Origin of the sequence: Flavobacterium sp. Sd200 (genome assembly GCF_009826935.1) — a bacterium.
GTDB lineage: Bacteria > Bacteroidota > Bacteroidia > Flavobacteriales > Flavobacteriaceae > Flavobacterium.
In genome coordinates this window covers 110,525-134,495 of the sequence record NZ_WUMN01000002.1, presented here as the reverse complement: position 1 = coordinate 134,495, position 23,971 = coordinate 110,525, and the positions used below count along the sequence as shown (strand labels likewise).

At 41.1% G+C, this 23,971-nt stretch carries 16 protein-coding genes; 12 read left to right on the top strand and 4 right to left on the bottom strand.

What is annotated here, in order from left to right; translation table 11 throughout:
• Positions 1-5 precede the first annotated feature (5 nt).
• The 7 genes from GR160_RS06660 to GR160_RS06630 all read left to right on the top strand — a co-directional run bounded on the left by GR160_RS06660 (position 6) and on the right by GR160_RS06630 (position 13,362).
• Positions 6-1,997, top strand: a complete 1,992-nt coding sequence (locus tag GR160_RS06660; RefSeq protein ID WP_160749090.1) for a RagB/SusD family nutrient uptake outer membrane protein — start codon at positions 6-8, stop codon at positions 1,995-1,997.
• 111 nt (positions 1,998-2,108) lie between these two features.
• The gene (locus tag GR160_RS06655; protein WP_160749089.1) at positions 2,109-2,900 is read left to right on the top strand and encodes a family 16 glycosylhydrolase; all 792 of its coding nucleotides are present in this window, start codon (positions 2,109-2,111) and stop codon (positions 2,898-2,900) included.
• A gap of 78 nt (positions 2,901-2,978) precedes the next feature.
• A complete protein-coding gene (locus GR160_RS06650; RefSeq protein WP_160749088.1) occupies positions 2,979-6,047 on the top strand; it encodes a glycoside hydrolase family 2 TIM barrel-domain containing protein in 3,069 nt (1,022 codons plus the stop codon).
• A gap of 32 nt (positions 6,048-6,079) precedes the next feature.
• Entirely contained in the window at positions 6,080-7,204 is a 1,125-nt protein-coding gene (locus GR160_RS06645) for a glycoside hydrolase family 43 protein (RefSeq protein ID WP_160749087.1), read from the top strand.
• A gap of 66 nt (positions 7,205-7,270) precedes the next feature.
• On the top strand, positions 7,271-9,589 hold the full coding sequence (locus GR160_RS06640) for a DUF2264 domain-containing protein (protein ID WP_160749086.1): 2,319 nt from the start codon (positions 7,271-7,273) through the stop codon (positions 9,587-9,589).
• 1 nt (position 9,590) lies between these two features.
• Positions 9,591-11,993 carry a sugar-binding domain-containing protein gene (locus GR160_RS06635; RefSeq protein ID WP_160749085.1) on the top strand — a complete coding sequence of 801 codons (2,403 nt, stop codon included), beginning with the start codon at positions 9,591-9,593 and terminating at the stop codon, positions 11,991-11,993.
• A gap of 67 nt (positions 11,994-12,060) precedes the next feature.
• Positions 12,061-13,362 (top strand): NAD(P)/FAD-dependent oxidoreductase, encoded by a 1,302-nt coding sequence (locus GR160_RS06630; protein ID WP_160749084.1) that lies wholly within the window; start codon positions 12,061-12,063, stop codon positions 13,360-13,362.
• Between the two features lie 12 nt (positions 13,363-13,374).
• Here the strand turns inward: GR160_RS06630 and GR160_RS06625 are convergent, their stop codons facing one another.
• Positions 13,375-14,124, bottom strand: coding sequence for a LytTR family DNA-binding domain-containing protein (locus GR160_RS06625; RefSeq protein ID WP_237421177.1), 750 nt, complete (start codon positions 14,122-14,124; stop codon positions 13,375-13,377).
• Entirely contained in the window at positions 14,121-15,935 is a 1,815-nt protein-coding gene (locus GR160_RS06620) for a histidine kinase (RefSeq protein ID WP_160749083.1), read from the bottom strand. The genes GR160_RS06625 and GR160_RS06620 overlap by 4 nt, the downstream gene beginning before the upstream one ends.
• Before the next feature lie 161 nt (positions 15,936-16,096).
• On the opposite strand from GR160_RS06620, the gene GR160_RS06615 reads away from it, so the two are divergent.
• The 5 genes from GR160_RS06615 (at position 16,097) to GR160_RS06595 (ending at position 20,729) form a co-directional block, all read left to right on the top strand.
• Positions 16,097-16,303, top strand: a complete 207-nt coding sequence (locus GR160_RS06615) for a hypothetical protein (protein WP_160749082.1) — start codon at positions 16,097-16,099, stop codon at positions 16,301-16,303.
• Between the two features lie 28 nt (positions 16,304-16,331).
• The gene (locus GR160_RS06610) at positions 16,332-16,538 is read left to right on the top strand and encodes a hypothetical protein (RefSeq protein WP_160749081.1); all 207 of its coding nucleotides are present in this window, start codon (positions 16,332-16,334) and stop codon (positions 16,536-16,538) included.
• A 163-nt stretch (positions 16,539-16,701) separates the two neighbouring features.
• Positions 16,702-17,289, top strand: a complete 588-nt coding sequence (locus GR160_RS06605) for a DUF6642 family protein (RefSeq protein ID WP_160749080.1) — start codon at positions 16,702-16,704, stop codon at positions 17,287-17,289.
• Between the two features lie 87 nt (positions 17,290-17,376).
• Positions 17,377-17,943, top strand: coding sequence for a PAS domain-containing protein (locus GR160_RS06600; protein ID WP_160749079.1), 567 nt, complete (start codon positions 17,377-17,379; stop codon positions 17,941-17,943).
• A 98-nt stretch (positions 17,944-18,041) separates the two neighbouring features.
• Positions 18,042-20,729: a T9SS type B sorting domain-containing protein gene (locus tag GR160_RS06595; RefSeq protein ID WP_160749078.1), complete on the top strand. Its 2,688-nt coding sequence runs from the start codon at positions 18,042-18,044 to the stop codon at positions 20,727-20,729.
• A 15-nt stretch (positions 20,730-20,744) separates the two neighbouring features.
• Here GR160_RS06595 and murF read toward each other — a convergent pair whose 3' ends face one another.
• Both murF and gldJ read right to left on the bottom strand, forming a co-directional pair.
• Positions 20,745-22,034, bottom strand: a complete 1,290-nt coding sequence (gene murF, locus GR160_RS06590; protein WP_160749077.1) for a UDP-N-acetylmuramoyl-tripeptide--D-alanyl-D-alanine ligase — start codon at positions 22,032-22,034, stop codon at positions 20,745-20,747.
• Between the two features lie 110 nt (positions 22,035-22,144).
• A complete protein-coding gene (gene gldJ / locus GR160_RS06585) occupies positions 22,145-23,824 on the bottom strand; it encodes a gliding motility lipoprotein GldJ (RefSeq protein ID WP_160749076.1) in 1,680 nt (559 codons plus the stop codon).
• Positions 23,825-23,971: the final 147 nt, after the last annotated feature.

The window sequence follows — 23,971 nt, the reverse complement described above, 5'->3', positions numbered from 1 at the left end:
TGACTATGAAAAAGCATATCAATATAAAATTTAAAAGGATGCTTCAGGCTTCATTGGCCGTCCTGATGCTTACTTCCTGTACTGAAGACTTTCTTGAAGCAGACCCGCTATCATTTTATGAACCGGGCACCACGCTTACAACTGAAGAAGGCTTGCAGGCTATTATGTCTATAGCAGACAAGCAGTTGCGAAACTATTACATACATTACAATTATGCCAATAACAGTGTCCCTATAGGTACAGAGTACGTTTTCTCTGATATGGCCAAATATGGCAAGACAGATGCTGGTACAACTGCAGCAGATTATGCCAATATTATTGTACCTACAGGGTCTTTTGCTACAGCCACTAACGATGGTATTTATTTAGGATATTACTGGTATGAGGGTTACAACGGTGTAAAATATGCCAATACTATATTAACCTATATTGATGGTATAGAAGGACTAACTGAAGAAGTAAGGAACAGGTACAAAGGGCAGGCTTATTTTCATAGGGCTTACCGCTACCTTAATTTGGTCTACCAGTTTGGCGATATTCCTTTGGTTACTAAAATCCTGTCAGTGCCGAAACTGAATTTCCGTTCTACAAAAAAAGAGGCTATTATACAAATGATAACCGCCGATATGGAAAAGGCAGTAGAATGGGTGCCCGAACAAAGGGGACTTAGTCTTTTAGGCATGGTAAATAAAGGTGCCTGCCGCCAGTTGCTTATTAAGTGCTATCTGGCATCGGGTCGCTTTCAGGAAGCAGAGCAACAGGCAAATATCCTTATCAATTCTTCAGGATATAACCTGATGAGAAATACATTCGGCACTTTTGACCGTGGCGGAAAACCGGAAACTTGGAACGTAACCCGAAATGTTATTTGGGATCTTCACCGTCCGGAGAATAAAGTTATAGGCGCGAATACGGAAGCTATTATGGTTATGCCTAACAGTGGAGCCCAATCGTTTTTAGGTTTTGCCTCAATGCGTATTTTTGGGCCTAACTGGGCGTCTGCAAACATAAAGACTCCAACCGACGGTAAAACGGCGGCACTTCGCCTGGCAGGTAACAATGCCAACTATAATCCTATTTATGACTATCAAAGAGCTTATGGCCGTGGTATTGCAACCATTAGTGCTTCTTACTATTCGCAGGAAACGATGTGGAGGGTAAACGGTATAGAAGACACGCAGGATTTAAGACATAACAGCACAGTGGGTAACTGGGTTAACATGGAAGATTTTAAATATAGCGATCCTACATCGGCAGATTATGGCACTAACTTCAGGATGTATGGTCCTACAGGTACATTATTGGCAAGGGATACTATTCGCGACTGGTTTGATTTTCCGTTATATAAAATTTATTATCATGATGTTGTTGCAGAAAGTACCCCAAGTGCTAATGATTTTCAGGGTGCTACTACAGGCAGTATTGCACACATGTATTTATACCGTCTTGCCGAAACGTACTTGCTTAGAGCAGAAGCCCGTTTGTATCAGGGCAATGCTACCGGTGCTGCCGAAGATGTAAATGTGGTAAGGCAAAGGGCCGGAGCATCGCAAATGTACACCACAGTTAACATAGGCGATATTTGTGCCGAAAGGGGCCGCGAGCTTTATATGGAAGAATGGCGCAACGTGGAGCTGAAGCGTATTTCGCATTGTCTTGCCATAAGCAGGACGCCGGATGAGTGGGGCAATACTTATGACATAAACACTTGGGACAAGCAATCAGGCAGAGATGAAAGTGGGGGAAGCTACTGGTATCAGCGACTTGTACACTATTCGCTTTATAACAAATATCCGCAGGGTATTGTAGTACCAAATGGTACCCGATATTATACTATGGATAAGCGTAACAATTACTGGCCTATACCTAACGATGAAATTACAGCAAACAGGAGGGGGAAATTAAGCCAGAATTATGGCTATGACGGCTATGATCCTAGTACACCTGTGTGGGACAATTGGCAGGACGCTGTTCAGGATGAAGACAGTGCTGAATAACCTTCCAACTATATACAACGAAAATTTGGGTTTAGTTTTATAAATATCTTCACTTATACCTGCCTGCGCACTTAGTAGTTGATGCGGGCAGGTATTTATTAATTACAATCTATGCGGTTTACACAGCTTGTTTATATTTTACTGGCGGCTACAGCTACCTCAACAGCCCAGCAAAAAAAGCTGTATTATGAGCATCCCGGCAAGTGGGAAACGGTGCTAGACTCAGCCTCGTTGCAAAACAAAGAAGTTTTTGATAAAAACTGGAATATGTTTTATCCCTGGGGTATAGATCATAACGGTTCGGCACGCATGTATGCCGATGAGGTAAACGTGAAAAAAGGAGTGCTTACTTTAACAGCACAGCCCGTAAGTAAACCGGAGGGGAAAAGCCCGCATCTGCCGTATGCCGAAATAAACTACCATAGTGGTGCAGTACACGCCAAACACCAGATAAACATTACAGAGGAATATCCTGAATATCGTGTTTATGGAGAGTTTAAAGCTCCCGTTGCAAAAGGCACATGGCCTGCGTTTTGGCTCACGGCCGTAAAAGGCTGGCCGCCGGAGACTGATATTTTAGAGTTTAAAGGCGACAGCCTGAATTGGCAAAACACATTTATAACACCTAAAGATGTTACCACAGTTAAACAAACCGTGCCCGATGCAATGCAGCAATGGCACAGTTATGAAGCTGTTTTAAAAAGGGTTGATGCAGAGCACACCAGTATTACCTACTATTTTGACGGGGTTAAACAGGCAGAGCACCAAACTAATTTTACAGGAAAACCCATGTGGCTTATAGTCAATTTACAGATGGAAGGATCATCGGGAGCGCCCGGGCCAAAAAAGCCTGTTCAGTATCTTGCACGAAACATTACTGTGCAGCGCATAAAAGGCCATTGACAAAAGCCCACACTTTTAAAATTGAATTAATTACCAATGTTGCTGAGATTTTTAGCAACGCCAATAAATACAAAAGACATGAAGAAAGTTCTGATTTGTTCGTTTTTGTTTGCAGCCCAGTTTATTGCGGCCCAGCAAAACGAATGGGAAAACCCAAAGGCTGTAGACAGGAATAAGTTGCAGCCCCATGCAACCTATGTAATGTATGATAAACAGGAAGATGCCGTAAAGGAAAATCCTACAGCTTCCGGTTATTATAAAAGCCTTAACGGTACCTGGAAATTCAATATTGTAAAGAAAACATCAGACAGGCCTGAAAACTTTTATGCAACCGACCTGAATGACAATAGCTGGAAAAACATTCCTGTGCCTTCAAACTGGGAAATGGAAGGGCATGATATTCCTATTTACACCAACATTGTATATCCTTTCCCTAAAAACCCTCCGTTTATTGGCGGCGATTACAACCCGGTGGGCAGCTACAGGAAAACGTTTACTGTGCCCGAAAGCTGGGCAGGCAACAATGTTGTATTGCATTTTGGGTCAATATCGGGCTATGCACGCATTTTTGTAAACGGAAAGGAAGCTGGTATGACCAAAGCAAGCAAAACCCCTGCGGAATTTGACATTACCAAATTCCTGAAAAAAGGAGAAAACCTGCTGGCGGTTCAGGTAACCCGCTTTCATGATGGCAGCTATCTTGAAGACCAGGATTTTTGGCGTCTTAGCGGTATAGAGCGCGATGTATATTTACAGGCACAACCCGCAGTATCGGTTAAAGATTATGAAGTAGTAGCAGGCCTCGACGATGCTTATGTAAACGGAACACTATCTGCTACTGTAACTATAGATAATGCTAAGAAAGCAAAGTCATCGGTAAAATTTACCCTTTTAGATAGTACAAACAAAGAGGTTTACAGTGAGGTTAAACCAGTTGCCGGGGCTACCGTAACATTTACCAAAACAATTAGTCATGTAAACCAGTGGAGCAGCGAAACACCTTATCTTTACAGGTATATTATAGAATGGGATGCCCAGGGTGGCAAAAAAGGTTACATAAGCGGTCGAACTGGTTTTAGAAGGGTTGAAATTAAGAATGCACAACTCCTTGTAAATGGCAATGCCGTTATGGTACACGGGGTTAACCTTCATGAGCATCATCCAACAAAAGGGCATGCACCGGACAGGGACATGATGCGCAAAGATGTTGCCCTGATGAAGCAAAACAATATTAATGCCATCCGCATGAGCCACTATCCGCACGACCCATACATTTATGATCTTTGCGACGAGTATGGATTGTATGTGGTAGATGAAGCCAATATAGAAACCCACCACATGGGTGCCGAATTGCAAAATTCTTTCGATAAAAGCAAACACCCTGCTTATTTGCCAGAGTGGGCCCCTGCTCATTTAGACCGTATAAAACGAATGCTGGAAACTGATAAGAACCACCCTTCAATAATTATTTGGAGTATGGGTAATGAGTGTGGTAACGGCCCCGTATTTTATGATGCCTACAAATGGCTTAAAGGCCGCGATGCCAGTCGTCCTGTACAGTTTGAACAGGCTGGAGAAAATAGTGATACTGATATTGTTTGCCCTATGTATCCGGGCATTAACAGCATGAAAAAATATGCAGCAGCTACCGTTACAAGACCTTATATAATGTGCGAGTATGCCCACGCCATGGGCAACAGTACGGGTAACTTTCAGGAATATTGGGATATTATAGCTTCAAGCAAGCACATGCAGGGAGGTTTTATTTGGGATTGGGTAGACCAGGGTATTAAAGCTAAAGATGCTAACGGCAAAGACTATTGGGCTTATGGTGGAGACCTTGGTGGAGAAAAGTTGCAACATGATGAAAACGGCTGCGCAGATGGACTTGTAACTGCTGATCGTGTGCCCGATCCGGGTGTGCCTGAAGTTAAAAAAGTATATCAGGATGTTAACTTCAGTTTTGCTAATAATAAACTAACGCTTAAAAATAACTTCTTCTACACAAGCCTTAGAGATTATAACTTTAAATGGGAGTTGCTTAAAAATGGCGAAGCAGTACAGTCGGGCAGTTTTATGGCTAATACACAACCGGGTAAACAAACAGATATTCCGCTGGTGCTTGATACGGCAGAAAATGCAGAATATTACCTAAATGTATATGCTTACACAAAAGCAGAAAAGAATTTAATACCTGCCAACCACGAAATTGCACGCGAGCAGTTTAAAATTGGTGGCGACTTTTTTGCAAAAACAAAAGAAAACAACGGCAAGCTTAGCTTTAAGAAAAAAGGTAATACACTTACTTTTGAAGCTAACGGAACTACAGGCAGCTTTGATCTTGCCACCGGTATGATTACCAGCTACAGGAAAAAAGGCGATACCAGTGAAACACTTTCAGGTTTCCCCACACCTTACTTTTGGCGTGCACCAACAGACAACGATTTTGGAAATGAAATGCCTAAAAAGCTTGGGATATGGAAAAGCGCACACAGCAACCCAACGGTTCAGGGGGTTACAGTAGGCAAAAAAAACGATGCCGGACTTCCTGTAGAGGTAAAATATTTGCTTAAAGATGCCAATGTTCCTTATGTTGTTAACTACCTTATACAGAATAACGGAGATATTAAGGTAACGGCATCTATTGATAAAACAGATAAAAACCTGCCAGAGATACCACGTTTCGGTATGCGTGTAGAGCTTTCCGGCAATTATAAAGATCTTGAATATTATGGTCGTGGCCCATGGGAAAATTACAGCGACCGCAATACGGCTTCATTCTTAGGGGTACATAGTGATAAAGTTGCCAACCAGTTTGTTTGGGAATACATTCGCCCGCAGGAGTGTGGCTATAAAACCGATGCCCGCTGGATAAAATTAAGCAATGGCAACAGCAGCTTTACTGTTATCGGTGCACAGCCGCTTAGCTTTAGTGCTCTTAACGTAAGTACAGAGAGTCTTGACCCGGGACTTAAAAAAAACGGCAGGCACATAAACGATGTACACCCGGAAGATAAGGTGTACCTGCACATAGACCTTGCACAACGCGGTGTGGGCGGAGATACAAGTTGGGGTGCATTACCACATCAGCAATATTTGCTTAAAGACAATAAATATACCTACACTTATACAATCAGTCTTTTATAATGCATAGCTTTATGCACCAAAAATTATTATTTATGCGCTACACAAAATATATAGTAACATTAGGCTTGTTGTTTTTGAGTCTTAAGTCGGTATCGCAAACCCAAAAGCTAACCAATTTTACACCGGGCGAGATATGGAAAGACAACGAAGGTAACCACATTAACGCTCACGGTGGCGGGGTTTTGTACAGCAATGGTACCTACTACTGGTTTGGCGAGCATAAAGGCAGTACTAACGATGCCCGCGTGGGGGTAACCTGCTATTCGTCTAAAGATCTGTACAACTGGAAAAACGAAGGGGTTGCCCTGCCGGTATCTAAAGATCCAAATTCTGAAATTACCTCGGGCAGTGTTATAGAACGCCCTAAGGTTATTTATAATAAAAAGACCAAAAAGTATGTAATGTGGTTTCACCTGGAGCTTAAAGGGCAGGGATATAAAGCCGCCCGCACCGCAGTAGCCACAAGCGATAAACCTATCGGGCCTTACGTTTTTGTACGCTCTTACAGGCCCAATGTAGGCAATTGGCCGAAAGGTTTTAACGAAGAATGGAAGAAAAATGTTCCGGGGGAGGATACCCTAAAATGGTGGACCCCTAAATGGCGCGAAGCCGTAAAAGGAGGCCTGTTTGTGCGCCGTGATTTTGCCCGTGGGCAAATGGCGCGCGACATGCAGCTTTTTGTAGACGATGACGGCAAGGGGTACCATATACATTCCAGCGAAGATAACCTTACATTGCACGTAAGCGAACTTACAGATGATTACCTTGACTTTACAAGCAACTACATTACCATAGCACCGGCAGGCCATAACGAAGCCCCTGCCTTATTTAAACAAAATGGTGTGTATTATCTTATCACGTCTGGTTGTACAGGCTGGGACCCCAATGCGGCACGCTCGTTTAAAGCTACTTCAATGTGGGGACCATGGGAATCGTTAGGCAACCCGTGCATTGGCAAAGATGCCGATATTACATTCGATTCGCAAAGCACCTATATCCTGCCTGTAGCAGGTAAAAAAGATGCATTTATTTTTATGGCCGACCGTTGGAGGCCTAAAAACCCTATAGACGGTCGTTATATTTGGCTGCCCATTAAACTCGAAAACGGAAAACCCGTGTTAGAGTGGAAAGATAAATGGACACTTAACGACTTTTAATGCTTTTTAAATAAGGCTGTTGCATTAGGTTAAACAATGCAACAGCCTTTATATCTAAATAAAACTATGAATAAACTTTACAAACCTGTTGTTTACATTCTGTCCTGTTTCTTTCTAACCCTTACAGCAGTTAATGCCCAGGACAAGCCGGAGCAGGTACGCAAAATTATAGATAAGGTAAACACCTACTGGCAAAAAAATAATTCGCCCGAAACCCGCTCGTTTTGGGATAATGCCGCCTACCATACCGGAAATATGGAAGCCTATATGCTTACCGGCAATGAGACATACAGAAAATACTCGGAAGACTGGGCGGAATATAATGAGTGGAAAGGTGCTAAGGGCAATGATAAGTCTAAATGGAAATCTACCTATGGGGAAACCGATGAGTATGTGCTTTTTGGAGACTATCAGATATGTTTCCAAACCTATGCCGACCTGTATAATCTTTTGCCGGAAAACAAAAAAATAGCCCGTGCCAAAGAGGTAATGGAATACCAGATGAGTACGCCCCGAAACGACTACTGGTGGTGGAGCGACGGCCTGTATATGGTAATGCCGGTTATGACCAAAATGTACAAAATTACCAATAACCGAAAGTATCTGGACAAACTGTATGAATACATGACTTTTTCGGACAGTATTATGTTTGATAAAGAGGCTAATTTATATTATCGCGATGCCCGCTATGTGTATCCTAAACATAAAAGCGTAAATGAGAAGAAAGATTTTTGGGCACGTGGCGATGGCTGGGTGCTTGCCGGGCTTGCCAAGGTTTTAAAAGATTTGCCTCAGGATTATAAACACCGCGCTTTTTTTGTAGAAAAATTCCAAAAAATGGCAAAGGCAGTTGCAGACATACAGCAGCCTGAAGGCTACTGGACAAGGAGTATGATGGATAAAGACCACGCCCCTGGCGCAGAAACCAGTGGCACGGCATTTTTTACCTACGGCATGCTATGGGGTATAAACAACAATTACCTTGACAAAGCCACTTTTATGCCGGTAATAAACAAGGCTTGGAACTATTTAAAAAACACTGCCCTGCAAAAAGACGGGCGTATTGGCTATGTGCAGCCTATAGGAGATAGGGCCATACCCGGTCAGGTAGTAGATGCTAAATCTACGGCTAATTTCGGCGTAGGGGCATTTCTGCTGGCATCGTGCGAATATGTGCGCTATCTTGAAGCAGAAACCGAGAGCAGTAAAGACAGGGCTTATTGGACAACACTTGCCTATAAAATGGCGGCTCCTGTATTGAGTAATATGGCTGAGGGCAAGCTACAGCAAAATATGCTGGTTGAAGTTAGCCCATCATGGGACGGTCGTGATAAAAGAGTGACTTACATGGAAACTTTTGGCCGACTGATGGCAGGTATAACTCCGTGGCTATCGCTGCCGGATGACAACAGTAAAGAAGGAAAAATGCGCAAAGAGCTGCGCGAATGGGCTTTAAAAAGTTATGCCAATGCGGTAGACCCCAACAACCCTGATTACTTGTTGTGGCGTGGGCATGGGCAGGCATTGGTAGATGCAGCTTATGTTGCCGAGAGTTTGTTAAGAGGTTACGAAACATTTTGGCTACCACTGAGTGATGAAACTAAAAAGAGGTATATAGAGGAGTTTCAGCAACTGCGACGTATAGATCCGCCGTATACCAATTGGGTATTGTTCTCATCTACCATAGAGGCATTTCTTGCCAAGGCCGGAGCTGAGTTTGATGAGTACCGTGTTAACTCTGCCATACGTAAAGTAGAAGAGTGGTATGTGGGCGATGGCTGGTATGCCGATGGTTCTTCGTTTGCGTTTGATTACTACAGCAGTTATGTATTCCACTCTATGTACCTTGAAACCTGTCAGGGCATGAAAGATGCCCGTGTTAATAGCCGTATAGACTACTGGCAATATTATGACCGAGAATTGAGGCGTGCACAAAAGTTTGCATTAGTTTTGGAGCGCTTTATATCACCCGAAGGTACATTCCCGGTCTTTGGGCGTTCTATACCTTACCGCATGGCTACCATGCAACCATTGGCACTTATGGCACAATACCAGCGTTTGCCGGAGGGTGTAACCAACGGCCAGGTTAGGGCAGGGCTGACTGCCGTAATGCACAAAATGTTTGACAACGGGCATAGTTTCAATTCAAAAGGTTATCTTACCATTGGTTTTACAGGCAGCCAGCCGAATGTGTCTGACTGGTATACTAACAATGGCAGTCTTTACATGACTTCGTTGGCGTTTATGCCGCTTGCATTGCCTGCAGCACACCCTTTTTGGACAGATGCTGCGCAGGACTGGACGAACAAGCGTGCCTGGAACGAAAAACCTTTTGCAAAAGATCACCACTGGGGTGACGAGATAAGAACCCGTGACAAGTTTTAAAATGAATAGAATTAAATATGTTATACTGTTAGCACTTACCCTGGTAAGTGCTAACCTATTATATGCCCAATCTTCAGGCAGAAAAACCAATTTTGATTTTGACTGGAAGTTTAAACTGGGCGATTATCCTGATGCACAGCAACAAAACTTTGACGATTCAGGTTGGCGGTCGCTCAGCGTGCCGCATGACTGGAGCATTGAGGGGAACTTTGATGCCAAACACCCCATGGGTAACGATGGCGGATATTTGCCTGCCGGTATAGGCTGGTACCGCAAAACTTTTACTGTTGAACCGAGTCAAAAAGATAAAAAGCTAAGCCTTTATTTTGAAGGGGTTTACATGAATGCTGAGGTGTTTGTTAACGGAACTTCTTTAGGAATAAGACCTTATGGCTACTCATCTTTTTATTATGATGTTACACCTTATATAAAAATAGGACAGAAAAATACAGTTGCCGTAAGGGTAGATAATTCACAGCAAAAAAACTGCCGTTGGTACAGCGGGTCGGGTATATACCGCCATGTGTGGCTTATCAGTACAAACCCTGTGCACGTTGCTCCATGGGGCGTTGCCATAACCACACCGCAGGCTGAAAAGAAAGAAGCAACAGTAAGTATAAAAGTAAACCTGCAAAACGAAACTGCAGGCGCACAAAAAGTTCAGGTGGCTGTAAGGCTCTATGATAAGAATAATAAACTGGTTGGCAAAACTCAGACTGTCTCGGATATTGCTGCAAGTACCAAGCAGCAAACTGAGTTTAGCGTTGCGGTTAAGTCGCCCAATTTATGGTCTCCTGATACTCCAAACCTTTACCGTGCTGTGGTACAGGTACTGAATGGCACTACTGTGATTGACGAAGTGGCAATTCCTTTCGGTATAAAAAAAGCAGAATACAGTGCAGAGAAAGTTTTTGTATTAAACGGTCATCCTACGCTTATTAACGGCGGGTGTGTGCACCACGACAACGGCCCACTCGGGGCAGCGGCCTATGACCGTGCCGAGTTTAAAAAAGTGGAACTGCTGAAAGAAGCAGGTTTTAATGCAATTAGGACGAGCCACAATCCGCCATCGGAAGCTTTTTTACAGGCGTGCGATGAGTTAGGGCTTATGGTAATAGATGAAAGCTTTGACGGCTGGAGGGAAAAGAAAAACACCTACGACTATTCGCTTTACATAGATAAATGGTGGCAGGAAGACATTCGCGCGCTTGTGGAAAGAGATAGGAACCATCCGTCAATAATCATGTGGAGCATTGGTAACGAAATTATTGAACGTAAATCGCTCGACGCATTACAAACGGCATTTAAGTTTGCCAACCTTGTAAGGAAAATTGACCCTTCGAGGCCGGTAACATCTGCCATGACCACCTGGGATAAGGAATGGGAAATTTTTGACCCTTTATTTGCCCTGCACGATATTGGCGGGTATAATTACCAAATGCATAAGGCGGCGAGCGACCACGAAAGGGTACCCTCGCGCATTATTGTACAAACTGAATCGTACCCGCGGGAGGCATTCAAAAACTGGACAGCCGTTAACGATAACCCTTATATTATTGGAGATTTTGTTTGGACGGCTATGGATTATCTTGGCGAGTCGGGCATTGGCAGGTATTACTATGAAGGCGACCCTAAGGGCGAACATTGGGAACGTGACCTTTTTCCTTGGCACGGTGCCTATTGCGGCGATGTAGACTTGATAGGCTGGAGAAAGCCTATATCGCACTATCGCAGTATGCTGTATAACGATAGCGAAAAACTCTATCTGGCAGTTAAAGAGCCAAACGGTTATTATGGCGAAATAAAGGAAACACTATGGTCAGTATGGCCTACATGGAAAAGCTGGAACTGGCCGGGGCATGAGGGCAAGAGCATAGATGTAGAAGTGTATTCTAAATATCCGTCGGTTAGGTTATATCAGGATGGGAAGTTGGTTGACGAAAAACCCACTACCCGAAATGAAGAGTTTAAAGCAGTGTTTAGCATACCTTACCAATCGGGGCAGTTAAAAGCGGTGGGCGTAGTAAATGGCAAAGAAGTTGAAAATACGGTTTTAAAAAGCGCAGGACAGTCATCTCAAATAAAACTAACGGCCGATCGCACCGTTCTTAAAGCAAACGGTCAGGATCTGTCTTATATTACCGTAACCCTTACCGATGCAGAAGGCAACATACAACCTAATGCCGAAAATGATTTAACTTTTGAAATTAATGGGGCAGGCACAATTGTGGGTACGGCAAACGCCAACCTTAAAGATACCGACAGTTATGTATCTGCAAAAAGAAAAGCATGGAAAGGGCAGGCATTGGTAATTGTTAAAACTACTCAGTACAAAGGAGATATTGAGCTTACGGTTACTTCACCTACTATAAAAACAGCTAAAGTAACATTGAGTTCAAAATAATTGTTTAGGCTGAGATAGGATAAGCGGTTGTTTTAAAATTACTATCTTGCTGCTACATTTTAAACAAATGAAAGCTACAGATGTTATTATAATTGGAGGCGGTGCTGCCGGATTAATGGCGGCCTACACCTTGGCAAAGCAAGGTAAAACCATCACTATACTTGAAGCCCGAAACCGTCTTGGAGGGCGTGTACATACTATTACAAAAAACTTTTCTGCCCCCACTGAACTGGGGGCAGAATTTGTTCATGGCAACCTGCCGCTAACACTTGGATTGCTCAAAGAAGCAGGTATAGCAACTGCACCTGTCGATTTTGAAATGTGGCAGTGCCATAACGATACTTTCGAACAGAGCAATGAGTTTGTAGAGCGTTGGGATGAATTGCTTGAAAAGCTTAATGCCTTGCAGGAAGATATGCCTTTTTATGATTTTTTGCAGCAAAACTTTGCAGGACAGGAGTATGCCAAAATGTGTGCTCAGGTAGAGGGTTATGTATCCGGCTATGACACTGCCGATGTGCACGATGCCAGCTCATTTTCTTTGCGCAATGAATGGAACCACGAAGATACAGATGCTCAAAATAGAGTTACTGGTGGTTATGGTGCGCTCATAGATTATCTTGAGCATGTTTGTGCAGATTTAGGGAACACTATTTTGCTTAACACCATAGCCCGGGAGATACTATGGAACAAGGGCAGTGTAAAAGTAGTATGTACTAACAATGTTGTTTATGAAGCCGGGAAAGTTATTATCGCCTTGCCGTTAGGTGTACTGAAATTGCCACATCATGCTGTAGGTGCTTTGCAGTTTTTGCCACCCATACCGGAGCAAACCATGGCTTTTAAAAATATAGGATTTGGATCGGTGTTAAAAATACTGTTGGAATTTGACGATGTGTTTTGGGAGAGCGAAGCAGTTACCAAACTTGCGGGAGGAGGCCTTAGTACTATGGGATTTCTATTTGCGGATGAAGATGTACCCACATTCTGGACACAGGCACCTGCTCATAGTCCACTATTAACAGGTTGGGTAGGTGGTCCGCCAGCGCAAAAACTAAAAGACATCTCTGCTGATGACATTCTGCAGTTAACTTTAAGTTCGTTAGGACATGTTTTTAAAATGAGCATAGACGAGCTTAAAAATAAACTGAAAGCCTGGCATGTGGCTAACTGGACGACAGAGCCTTTTACTTATGGCTCATATGCTTACGATAAAGTTGAGAGTGCACACGCAAGAAAAACTTTGCTGCAACCTGTTGAACAAACCTTATTTTTTGCAGGAGAGTATTTATATGATGGTGCTGCTATGGGCACCATAGAGGCCGCACTTACAAGTGGTAAAAGTGTTGCTGAAGCTTTGTTGAAATAATTGTAGTCTATTTTATTTAAAATTCTTTAAAAAATCTTCTTTATAGGTTGGCGATATTTCTACTTCAGCACCATCGTCCAGAGTAATGTATCCTCCCTTATTGTAAAGTTTTACAAAGTTGAGGTTTACAATATGCGACTTATGTACCCTTAAAAAGGGCAGGGGCAACATCTCAGAAAAATGTTTTAAAAAACGGCAGGCCATTTTCTTTGATCCGTTTGTAAGATACAGGTCGGTAAAATTACCATTGCCCTTAAGACGAATAATCTCGTCCATTTTTACAATTTCAAACCCCTCCATTGTGGGTAGTATTACCTGTTGTTTCTCGGATTTAGGCTCTTTGTAATTCTCAACAATAATACGGTTGCGGTCAAACAGCTCTTTATTCATTATTTGTTGATGCACTTTGTTTACGGCTGCAATAAGCTCTTCTATGCTTATAGGCTTAAGCAGGTAATAAGCAGCACTCATATTAAGTGCCTTTAAAGAATAATCAGAAAAAGCAGTTACAAAAATAGTTTCAAACGATAGGTCACTACACGCCTCAAGTACATCGAAGGCATTGCCAAACGGCATTTCCACGTCAAGAAAAACAAGCTGCGGTTTAAGTTCATGCAGTAAAGGCACGGCTTCCCGGCTGTTTTGTGCTTCGCCAACAATCTCTATCTGTGGGCAATATTTTGTAAGATAGCTGCGCAGCACCTCTCTTGCTGCGGTTTCATCTTCTACAATAACGCTCTTTATTTTATTAAATGTCATCATGGCTTGTATATTAAAGGAAATTCGATCTTTACAACCGTTCCGGTTTTCGGGCTTTGTTTCTCGGTCATGGTAAAGTTCATTTTGGTTTTGTACAGCTCGTTTAAAAGCGTCATCCTTTCTTTAGTGTTCGTTAACCCCCTCGATTCGTGAGCCCTTTGGTTATGAGTTTTAAGCTCGCTGCTTTTGGTTGGTCCAATACCATCGTCGTCAATGGTAATAATTATTTTTTTGCCTTCGGCCACTATGTCCATCTTTAGCAAACCTTTGGTCTCTTTATAGCGAAGTCCGTGCCATATTGCATTTTCAAGGTGCGGTTGTACTATCATGTTAGGCACCCAAACTGTATCGGGGTCGAGGTTCTCATCTACAGTAATTTTAAAATCGAACTTGTCTTTAAACCGCAAATGCTCCAATTCCAAATATTTGGTAAGGTTCTCTGTTTCGTTAGCCAAAGTTACAAAGTCTTTGTTAGAGTTCTCCATAGTATTGCGCATCAGGTTAGAGTAGGAGGTAAGGTATTTGTTGGCCTCCAGCTCGTTGTTTTGTGCAATAAACTGATTTACACTGTTAAGGCTGTTGAATAAAAAATGCGGATTCATTTCGCGCCTTAACGACTGTAGCGCTATTTCTTTGTTTTTGGTTTTGATAGAGTACAGGGCTTTTATAATAAATGCAAAGAACAGCATGAGCAGCATCATAGCTCCAAGCAAAAAATAGTTGAAAGAATTTTTACGGGTAATGAGCTCATCTTTAAACATCTTTTCACTTTCAAGCCTGCGAATTCGTTCTTCAGTAACCTTAAATGTTTTGGCATCGGTAAGCGAGTGGTCTGAAAGAATAATTCGGTCCAAATTTTTTGTAAACTCTTCATACAACCCCAAGCTTATGCTGTCATTGCCAGTAGAGTTGTAATAGTCTGTCAGCAGTAAAAGACTCTCCTGGGCCTCAAAGGTTTTACCTGATGATGATGCAATTTTATAAGATTCCTTTAAAGCATCGGTTGCTTTTTCAATCTCATTTTGGGCAAAGTAAATGGTGGCAATATACCTGAGCTGTTCTATTTGGATACCTAAGTCTTTATTTTTTTCAGCTTCGCTTAGCAATTGTTTTATCGTAAGAACTGTGTCATCATAATGCTTTCCGGCGGCCTGTAGTTTTGCAATATTGCTGTAAATCCGGTTTACTTTCGCTGGCACATTTTTAGCATAGGGCATTGCCTGCCTGTAAGCTTCAATGGCATTAATAGTATCGCTCTTTTTAAGGTTTAGCAGAGCAAGCTGTATATAAGCATCGGCTATTTCGCTTTTTTTGTTCTCCTTTTTAAGAAGCAGGAGGTTGGCGTTAAGATACTTTTGCTGTAAAGTTGCATTACCCGAACTTTTAAGCCTGTTATAGTCGTTTAAATTCAGGGTCTTATTGGTAAGGTTAATGGCAGTTTCGGCGGCGGCTTTATAGTTTTTAGATGCTGTACGCCATTTGTTATTAAACTCCTGTGTTTTGGCAATATTTCTCATTACGCGCGCGCGCGCAGCAACATCTTTGGCATTGGTATAAATTTCTAAGGCCTTAAATAAATATTCCTGGGCTTTTACAAGCTCTTCCTTATCGGCCAGTTCCTGTGCCAACAGCTCATAGTTTTGTGCAATTTTAGAGTTGTCGTTTTCAATTAAACTGCGTTCAAGATTGTTTGTGGCCTTTTTAATTTCGGCCGGGGTTTCCTTTTTTTGAGACAGGCTGTCCTGAGCCTTTGCATGGCCGGAATGCAAAAGAACTATGGTTAAAAACAGCAGTAAAACTGAGTGACGATGCATTTTTTTAGTATTAGCAATGTAAAGTAAAACAAATTTATATGCTTTTCCTATTGCTTTTACCAAGTCAAAACACAGTTTCACCACTTCTGTAATTAAGGAGTGCATAAACAAGATACATTTGCATCATATTTACTGAAATAAACAATTTAAAAATATAGGTCATGAAAAAACTAATTGTACTAAGCGCATTTGTTGCTACTGCACTTGTTAGCTGCGGTGAGAAAAAAGCTGAAACTGAAACTACAACTACTGACTCTACTGTAGTTGAAACTGTAGAGGCTCCTGTAGCTGATACTACAACTGTTGCTGCAGATACTACAGCTACTGCTCCTGCTGCAGATACACTTACAACAAACCACGCTCACTAAGAACTATTAATTACTAAAAATAACAATCATGAAAAAAGCAATCGTTTTAAGCGCTGTAGTATTAGCTACTACACTTTCTTTCACAAGCTGCGGTAAAAAAGAAGCTGAAGCTACACCGGAAACTACAACTACTGACTCTACTGTAGTTGAAACTGTAGAAACTCCTGCTGGTGATACTACAACTGTAGTTACTGATTCTACAACTACTACTGTTACTGATACAGTTAAAAAATAAGTCTTAAATAAAGACGACATAATTAGAAACTCTTCGGGAAACCGGAGAGTTTTTTGTTTTAACAATAAACTAAAACCGGGCTTAAGGTTCGGTTAGCCTGTTTTTTGTATCTTTGAGGTAACCTGCCGCCATCTTTTTTACCATTTTAATACTTATTTTACAGATGGATAATAACTTGCAGCGATACAGCCACGACCCCGAAAAGTTTATTTTTTGCCTTGAGGCTGTACCCGATGTGGAGAACGAAACAACTACAAGTGTAGTTAAAAGTCTTGAAGAGCTTGCTTTTAATCAGGGTGTAGGAAGTATATACAAGACCTGCGACTCTATTGAAGGGCTTGAAGAAAGCCTTGGGGCATTGCTCTATGATGACCATAATTTTAAGAATTACGAAATAATATACCTCGTTATGCCGGGAGAGGGCAATAATATTTGCCTGAACAACTATTATTACAGCATGGAAGAGGTAGCTGAACTTTTTGAAGGAAAGCTTAAAGGCAAGATACTGCATTTTGCTAACGCTAAGCCCCTTGACCTAAATGAAGAAGAAGCTCAGTATTTTTTAGATATAACAGGAGCCAAGGCAGTTTCAGGCTATGGGTTTGCTTCAGGCGGAATGAGCAGCAGCGGTTTAGATAAAGCATTCTTTAGTCTCTTTGAAGACATGGATGATATGTTTGAAATAGTCGAAGAGCTTCATCAAAAATATTATGCATTGTGTAAAATGCTCGATTTCAGGTTGTACTATTAGTATGCCATAAATACTAACAAATGTTTAAAATTGTAGGATTAGTATTAAAATCTTTTAATTTTACATTGATTTAATAGAACTTTAGATGTGGCAGCAAATGATATTAATAAAATGTCGGCCCTTGATATTTATCTGTTTTCGTTAACTGACGAAGAGTATGCTGCTATAAGTCTGGGACTTGAATCTGCCCAAAAGAGCCTACCCTTGTTAAGCTGGGATATTACAACAGTTGGTTTTGATAAGCATCAGGAGAATATTAAAAATGGCGATTTAAAGAAGCTTTCTGTTCTTGCAATAAAACATCTTTGGAATATCGACCTTGAAGATTTTTTAAGTTCTGATTATGAATCTATAGTGCTTACTGATATTGATAATAAAATTTGCTGGACCAGTAAAGGCTTTATTGATATGACGGGTTATTCTTCTAAATATGCATTGGGACGTAACCCCAATTTTTTACAAGGAAAAAATACTTCTACAAAGACCAGGCAAATAATAAAAGAACATTTGCAGCAAGCCAAGCCTTTTAAAGGATCTATAATTAATTACAGGAGAAATGGCGAAGAATATCTTTGCGAGGTCAATATCATTCCCCTGTTTAATTACAATAACAAACTCACCCATTTTATTGCCTTAGAAAGAGAGGCGGTATGAGCTTTTAAAATGCTTAATGCTTACAATCGAAGAATGTTGCCTATCTTGGTTTGAAAAAAATGTGTATATTTAGTGATTAGCTTAAAAGGCTACATTAAATGAAGAGTTTTTGCCAATTTTTATTTTTGTTTTTATTGCTGTTTGTTTCCAAAGTTCAGGCGCAAATAACTCTGTCTCATAATTTAGGGAATGTGCTTATTGGCAATTATGGGCTTTCATGTAGTGGAGGAGATGTTTATTTTGCGCGCACTTTTACTCTGCAGGATTTTGGCATCAACAGGGGTGATGAATTTGTTATAAATTCCGGAAATATAGGATTACGATATCGGAATACAGATTCCAATGTCAGGATCGTTTTTAATATCTATGCGATTTATTCTAATTTTCCTGCTTCGTTTTCTGAATTGGATCTAATTGGCAGCAGCCAGGAGGTAGAGGTTAGCGGCAGCGACGCTCTACGCATAGTTACTGTTAATTTTGCTGCTCCGGTTACTGTTCCGGCTTATACTGAAAGGATTTTAGTCGAAGTACATCAGTTGCGAAGCTCAGATTTTAATGCCGCAATTTTTTGTGCAGATACAGCTGAGGATAACGATCTGTCCTGGTATAAAAATGGTGTTGATAATACTTGTACTACTATTGAATACACCAATCATATAGACTTGAACAGGTTGCGTTCTAAGTTTTATATTACGGTCAATGGTCAGTTAATTTCAGCAGGGCCTTATTTGATGGATGTTGCGGGAAATTGCTCTGATATGCTCAAAAACTTTAGCCTTACCAATCAGCACGATATTGTTAGTGTATCCTGGGATTTTGGTGATCTTTCCTCTGGCTCCAATAATACTTCCTCTTCCTTAAACACCTCTCACAACTTTACTGCGCCGGGAGTCTATCAGGTTGTGGCTACAGTAATCAATGTGCTTGGAGAAATAAAATATGTTAGGAGAAACGTTCAGGTCATTGCATCGCCTGTTGCCAACCCTTTACCCGATGTTTTTGCCTGTCAGGATGACTTGGGGAGTGGCTTTTCAGGTTTATTTGATACATCCGGGATAGTTGAGAGTGTTCTTGGCAGCCAAACCCGAAAAGTAGTTACATTTTATGATTTGACAGGAGCATTATTACCTTCGCCGTTGCCAAATCCAATGACCAACACTGAGGCTTTTAATCAGGTTATTACTGCAAGAGTGGCGAATGTCCAGGATATGTCATGTTATGCAGAGACTACATTTAATTTGGTTGTAATGCCTAAGCCCAATGCCTACGCAGTTAGTAACAAATATGTGTGTGATGATGACAACGATGGATTTGCCGCATTTGATCTCAGTACGGTGGAGTCAGATGTTTTAGGGGAACAAACGGGTATGACGGTAAGTTATTTTAGCAACGGTGAGCCGATAACTTCGCTGTTAAATACAAATTTTATAAATACTACAGCTAACCTGCAATCTATAACCGCTAGGGTAACGAGTGCGACAGGATGCTTTGCCGAAACTATTTTTTCTCTTTCAGTCCAACCGCCCCCAGTTGCCAATGCAGTTGGCGATATTATGGGTTGTGATGATGATGGTGACGGTATATCAGAATATTTTGATACGTCTGGTATTGTTGATGTTCTTTTGGGTAATCAACAGGATGTTACTGTTGATTTTTATGATGTTAGCGGGAATATTTTGCCTGCCTTATCCAATCCATATACTAATACTATTCCCTTTGTTGAGAATATTACTGCTCGAGTTACCAATTTAAATACCGGATGTTACTCAGATACGGTTATTATTTTTAAAACTACTCCCCGTCCTGTAATTAGCGGAGTGCCGCAAAATCTGTATGCCTGCGACGAAGGTAATGGGTTTGCACATTTTGACCTTTCCGGGGTTACAGACCAAATAGTAGGCAGTCAGACCGATGTTTATGTATTGTTTACTGATGCAAACGGGAATCAGTTATCAGGCTCTCCCTTTGATTTTTTTCAAAATACTATTCCATATTATCAAATCATTCATGCCAGAGTAATGCATAATTCAAATAATCTTTGCTATGCAGATACTCAATTTGAACTTATAGTGAACAGGCTACCTGAAATTGGCCTGGAAGATATTTATGGAATATGTGCCGCTACACCATCAATACGGCTCACAACAAATCCCGGGTTTGATTCCTGGCAGTGGTTGTATCAGGATGGTGTAGCTGTCTCTAATACAAATGTGGCAAATTTATCAAGTGCCGGAGAATACACGCTTACTGTTCAAAAGTATGTGAATGGAATGAACTGTTCAGTTTCTTTTACTTTTAATTTAGTCAGGCCTCAACCGCCTGTTATAGATAAAGTTAATTTTACCGAACTTTCCGGTGGCAGGAATACTATTGAGATAGTTGCTTCAGGTGACGGTAATCTTATTTACTCTATAGATGGTATAAATTATTATAATAACAATATGTTTACTAACCTCGATGGAGGTGTTTATAAAGTTTATGTGAAAGATAGTGAGGGTTGTGGACTGGATTGGCGAGAGGTCATCTTATTGGACTATCCAAAATTCTTTACCCCCAATAATGATGGTGATAACGACTTTTGGCAAATAGCTGGTATTCGTAAATTTCCTTTCGCGGCAGTCTATATTTATGATCGTTATGGCAAGTTGTTGGCGCAATTAACCCCACAGTCTTATGGTTGGGATGGTCAGTTTAAGGATCGTAAATTACCTGCTGATGATTACTGGTTTACAGCCGACTTGCAAAATGGGAACTATTTCAGAGGTCATTTTAGCCTTATCCGATAGGTGAAGGTTTATTGATTATATCAATTCTAACACTCTTTCTAAGGCCATTCCACGTGATCCTTTGATAAGGATCGTCTTTTTGGTCCCATTGCCTATATATGTCGGGAAGTTATTTTTAAGATCATCAAAGGTCTCAAAAAAATGTAAATGAGAGTTTGTTGTCCTGTTTGCATAAAAATCTTTACCAACAAAATATACCTGTATGTTTTGTTCGTTTTCTAAGCGCTTAACAAGACTTTTGTGTTCCTGAAGGCTCTCTGCTCCAAGTTCAAACATATCGCCCAGTATAGCTGCTTTATGTGGTTCATCAAGCTGAATAAAATTAGTGAGGGCAGCACTCATGCTGCTCGGGTTTGCATTATATGCGTCCAGTATAATGCTGTGCCCGTTCTTTTCGGTTAGCTGAGAGCGATTGTTTGCAGGAATATAGTTCTCAATGGCATTTTTTATGTCTTCGTCTTCAACCTTAAAATAATTGCCAATAGCAATAGCAGCACTAATGTTAGCTGAATTGTATATACCTATAAGGTGCGATTGTATTTTTAGGTTATTGTATATAAGACTCACCATGGGGTTTGCCTCTATACTTTCTATTCTTACATTGCCGTCGTAGCTATTAGCGGCAAAAGTAAAACGGGATAAGTCTTTGGTTTTATCCTGTTGTATGGCATCGTCAAGATTTACAATTGCGGTTTTTGTATGTTGAGCAAGATAATTATATAGCTCACTCTTGCCTTTTATAACGCCTTCATAGCCACCAAATCCTTCAAGGTGTGCTTTGCCAAAGTTAGTAATATAGCCAAAGTTAGGCTCGGCTATGCTGCATAAAAACTCGATTTCTTTTTGATGGTTAGCTCCCATTTCTACAATACCTATCTCAGTATCTTTTGTAAAAGACAATAAAGTGAGTGGTACTCCAATGTGATTATTAAGGTTGCCTATGGTAGCTGTAGTGTTATATTTTTTACTCAAAACAACGTTTATTAGCTCTTTAGTGGTTGTTTTGCCATTGCTGCCTGTAAGTGCAATAACGGGCAACCCAAGCGTCCTTCGGTGGTGCTGTGCTAATTGCTGCAATGCCTGGAGGCTATTCTCTACCAGTAATGTCTTGTCGCTTATTTTATATTCAGGATTGTCAATTACAACATAGGCTGCGCCCTTATTCAGCGCCTCTGCTGCAAAAGTATTTGCGTCAAAATTTTCTCCCTTAAGGGCAAAAAACATAGAACCCGGAACTATTTTTCGGGTATCTGTAGATAGTGATGTGCACTGCAAAAAGCACTGGTACAGTAGTGTTGTTTCCATAAGGGGTGTGAAAAATAAAAGCCCTAAGATAGGACTTTTGTAATAAAAAAAGAACCGCTTAAAAAATTACTTTTTAAGCGGTTCTTTATGATTTTATAGTTTAACAGCTTTTAGTTTCTTGCTGTTTTTTTGCTTGATTTTGGACCTACTTTACTCATAGCACATCTAAAACCAATGTAATCTGTTGCCATATCCTGAGGGTAGTACCTTCTTTGTGCAGGGTCTAACCAGTAAGCTCTGTCTCTCCAAGAACCACCTTTAAATACCCTTACGTTATCGTTAATAAGTGTAGATCTCTTAACTTTATCTTCGATACCTCTTAGAGTTCCTGTAGCTGTATCAACTTCTACGCTGTTGCGTGGAGAGTTGTACATTTTTGCTGTTGATTTTTCTTCGTCAGCATCTTCTTCAGAACCAACACCACCGTAGTTACGTACAGACTGACCGTCACCGTCTCTCCAGTTTCTGTTATCACCTCTTGTATAGTTTTGCCTTAAGTAAGCATCTTCGTCAGTAATTTTTATACGGGCAATCTGGCCTGGAAGGCTTCTGTACTGAATCCTTTTGTTAGCAAGAGTGTCATACTGTATAGTTTCAGCAGTAACAAGGGCAGCCCTTCCGTCATCGCCAATACTGTCTTTCATGTAAACGTTACCCCTGTAGTAGTTAAAGTCGTTAGCTTCGTCGTCAACTATCGGACGGTACACGTCAGCAACCCACTCGGCTACGTTACCAGCCATATCATAAAGACCAAAGTCATTTGGAGGGTAAGATTTTACAGCGTTAGTAATATCTGCATTGTCATCGCTCCATCCTGCAATTCCTCCGTAGTCACCTTTACCTTGTTTAAAGTTAGCAAGCTGATCGCCTTTACGTGTCCTGCTTCCGTTACGTGTGTAAAGACCTTTCCAAGGATATTTTTTGTTACCTCGGTATAGGTTGTATTCGCGGTTACCTACAAGTGCAATAGCAGCATATTCCCACTCAGCCTCAGTTGGTAGCCTGTACTCAGGTAAAATAAGTCCCGAAGTTCTTTGTGCATAAACGTTTTTAGCATCTTCTTTACCTGCAAGTTTATTGCGTTGGCCTTTGTAAACAATTTCTTCGTTACCGCCAAATGCTTTGCTTGGGCTTTCAAGATAAGCTTCTGTGTTAAAAGTGCTTTCAGCAGTAACATCGCTTACTTTTGCACCTTTTTTAAGGTAGCCTTCTTTTTCAAGCATGCCTTCGTTAACACGGTCTGTTCTCCATTTGCTAAATTCTGTAGCCTGTATCCAGCTAACGCCCACAACAGGATAGTTAGAGTAAGCAGGGTGGCGTAGGTAGTTGTTGGTCATAGTTTCATTATAACCAAGTGCGCTCCTCCAAACAAGAGTGTCAGGAAGTGCACCTACATAAATATTTTTATAGTTTTCTTCCGTAGGAGGAAAAACTCTTTTTAACCAGTCAAGGTATTCCATGTACATTACATTAGTTACCTCTGTTTCATCCATAAAGAAAGACTGCACGTGCTGCTGAGTTGGTGTGTTGTTCCAATCGTGCATTACATCGTCCTGAACCCTACCCATGGTAAATGTTCCGCCTTCAACCGCAACAAGTCCAGGGCCTGCTTCTTGTTGCTTGTACTTGGTGTTGTGCTGGAAACCACCTTTCTTGTCATTGATCTTCCATCCCGTAGCTGATGAGACATTACTCCCAGCGCCAGAGCCTTTTTTGCTACAGCTGGTAAAACCCACTGTTACCGCTACTGCCAGCAACATCCTTAAAGCCGTGATTTTGTTAACTTTCATCTTTCTGTAGGTAAATAAATTTCGTGGCGCAATATAATAATTAACCATTAAACTGCAACACTAATTTAAAATTTTTAATAAAAATCCAAAATTGTGTTAAATGTACCTTTCAATAACGCTACTTTTAAAGTAATATTGCAATCAGGA

Coding starts and splice junctions, on each gene's coding strand:
- GR160_RS06660 (WP_160749090.1), top strand. CDS start 6: ATGAAAAAGCATATCAATATAAAATTTAAAAGGATGCTTCAGGCTTCA.
- GR160_RS06655 (WP_160749089.1), top strand. CDS start 2,109: ATGCGGTTTACACAGCTTGTTTATATTTTACTGGCGGCTACAGCTACC.
- GR160_RS06650 (WP_160749088.1), top strand. CDS start 2,979: ATGAAGAAAGTTCTGATTTGTTCGTTTTTGTTTGCAGCCCAGTTTATT.
- GR160_RS06645 (WP_160749087.1), top strand. CDS start 6,080: ATGCGCTACACAAAATATATAGTAACATTAGGCTTGTTGTTTTTGAGT.
- GR160_RS06640 (WP_160749086.1), top strand. CDS start 7,271: ATGAATAAACTTTACAAACCTGTTGTTTACATTCTGTCCTGTTTCTTT.
- GR160_RS06635 (WP_160749085.1), top strand. CDS start 9,591: ATGAATAGAATTAAATATGTTATACTGTTAGCACTTACCCTGGTAAGT.
- GR160_RS06630 (WP_160749084.1), top strand. CDS start 12,061: ATGAAAGCTACAGATGTTATTATAATTGGAGGCGGTGCTGCCGGATTA.
- GR160_RS06625 (WP_237421177.1), bottom strand. CDS start 14,124: ATGATGACATTTAATAAAATAAAGAGCGTTATTGTAGAAGATGAAACC.
- GR160_RS06620 (WP_160749083.1), bottom strand. CDS start 15,935: ATGCATCGTCACTCAGTTTTACTGCTGTTTTTAACCATAGTTCTTTTG.
- GR160_RS06615 (WP_160749082.1), top strand. CDS start 16,097: ATGAAAAAACTAATTGTACTAAGCGCATTTGTTGCTACTGCACTTGTT.
- GR160_RS06610 (WP_160749081.1), top strand. CDS start 16,332: ATGAAAAAAGCAATCGTTTTAAGCGCTGTAGTATTAGCTACTACACTT.
- GR160_RS06605 (WP_160749080.1), top strand. CDS start 16,702: ATGGATAATAACTTGCAGCGATACAGCCACGACCCCGAAAAGTTTATT.
- GR160_RS06595 (WP_160749078.1), top strand. CDS start 18,042: ATGAAGAGTTTTTGCCAATTTTTATTTTTGTTTTTATTGCTGTTTGTT.
- murF (WP_160749077.1), bottom strand. CDS start 22,034: ATGGAAACAACACTACTGTACCAGTGCTTTTTGCAGTGCACATCACTA.
- gldJ (WP_160749076.1), bottom strand. CDS start 23,824: ATGAAAGTTAACAAAATCACGGCTTTAAGGATGTTGCTGGCAGTAGCG.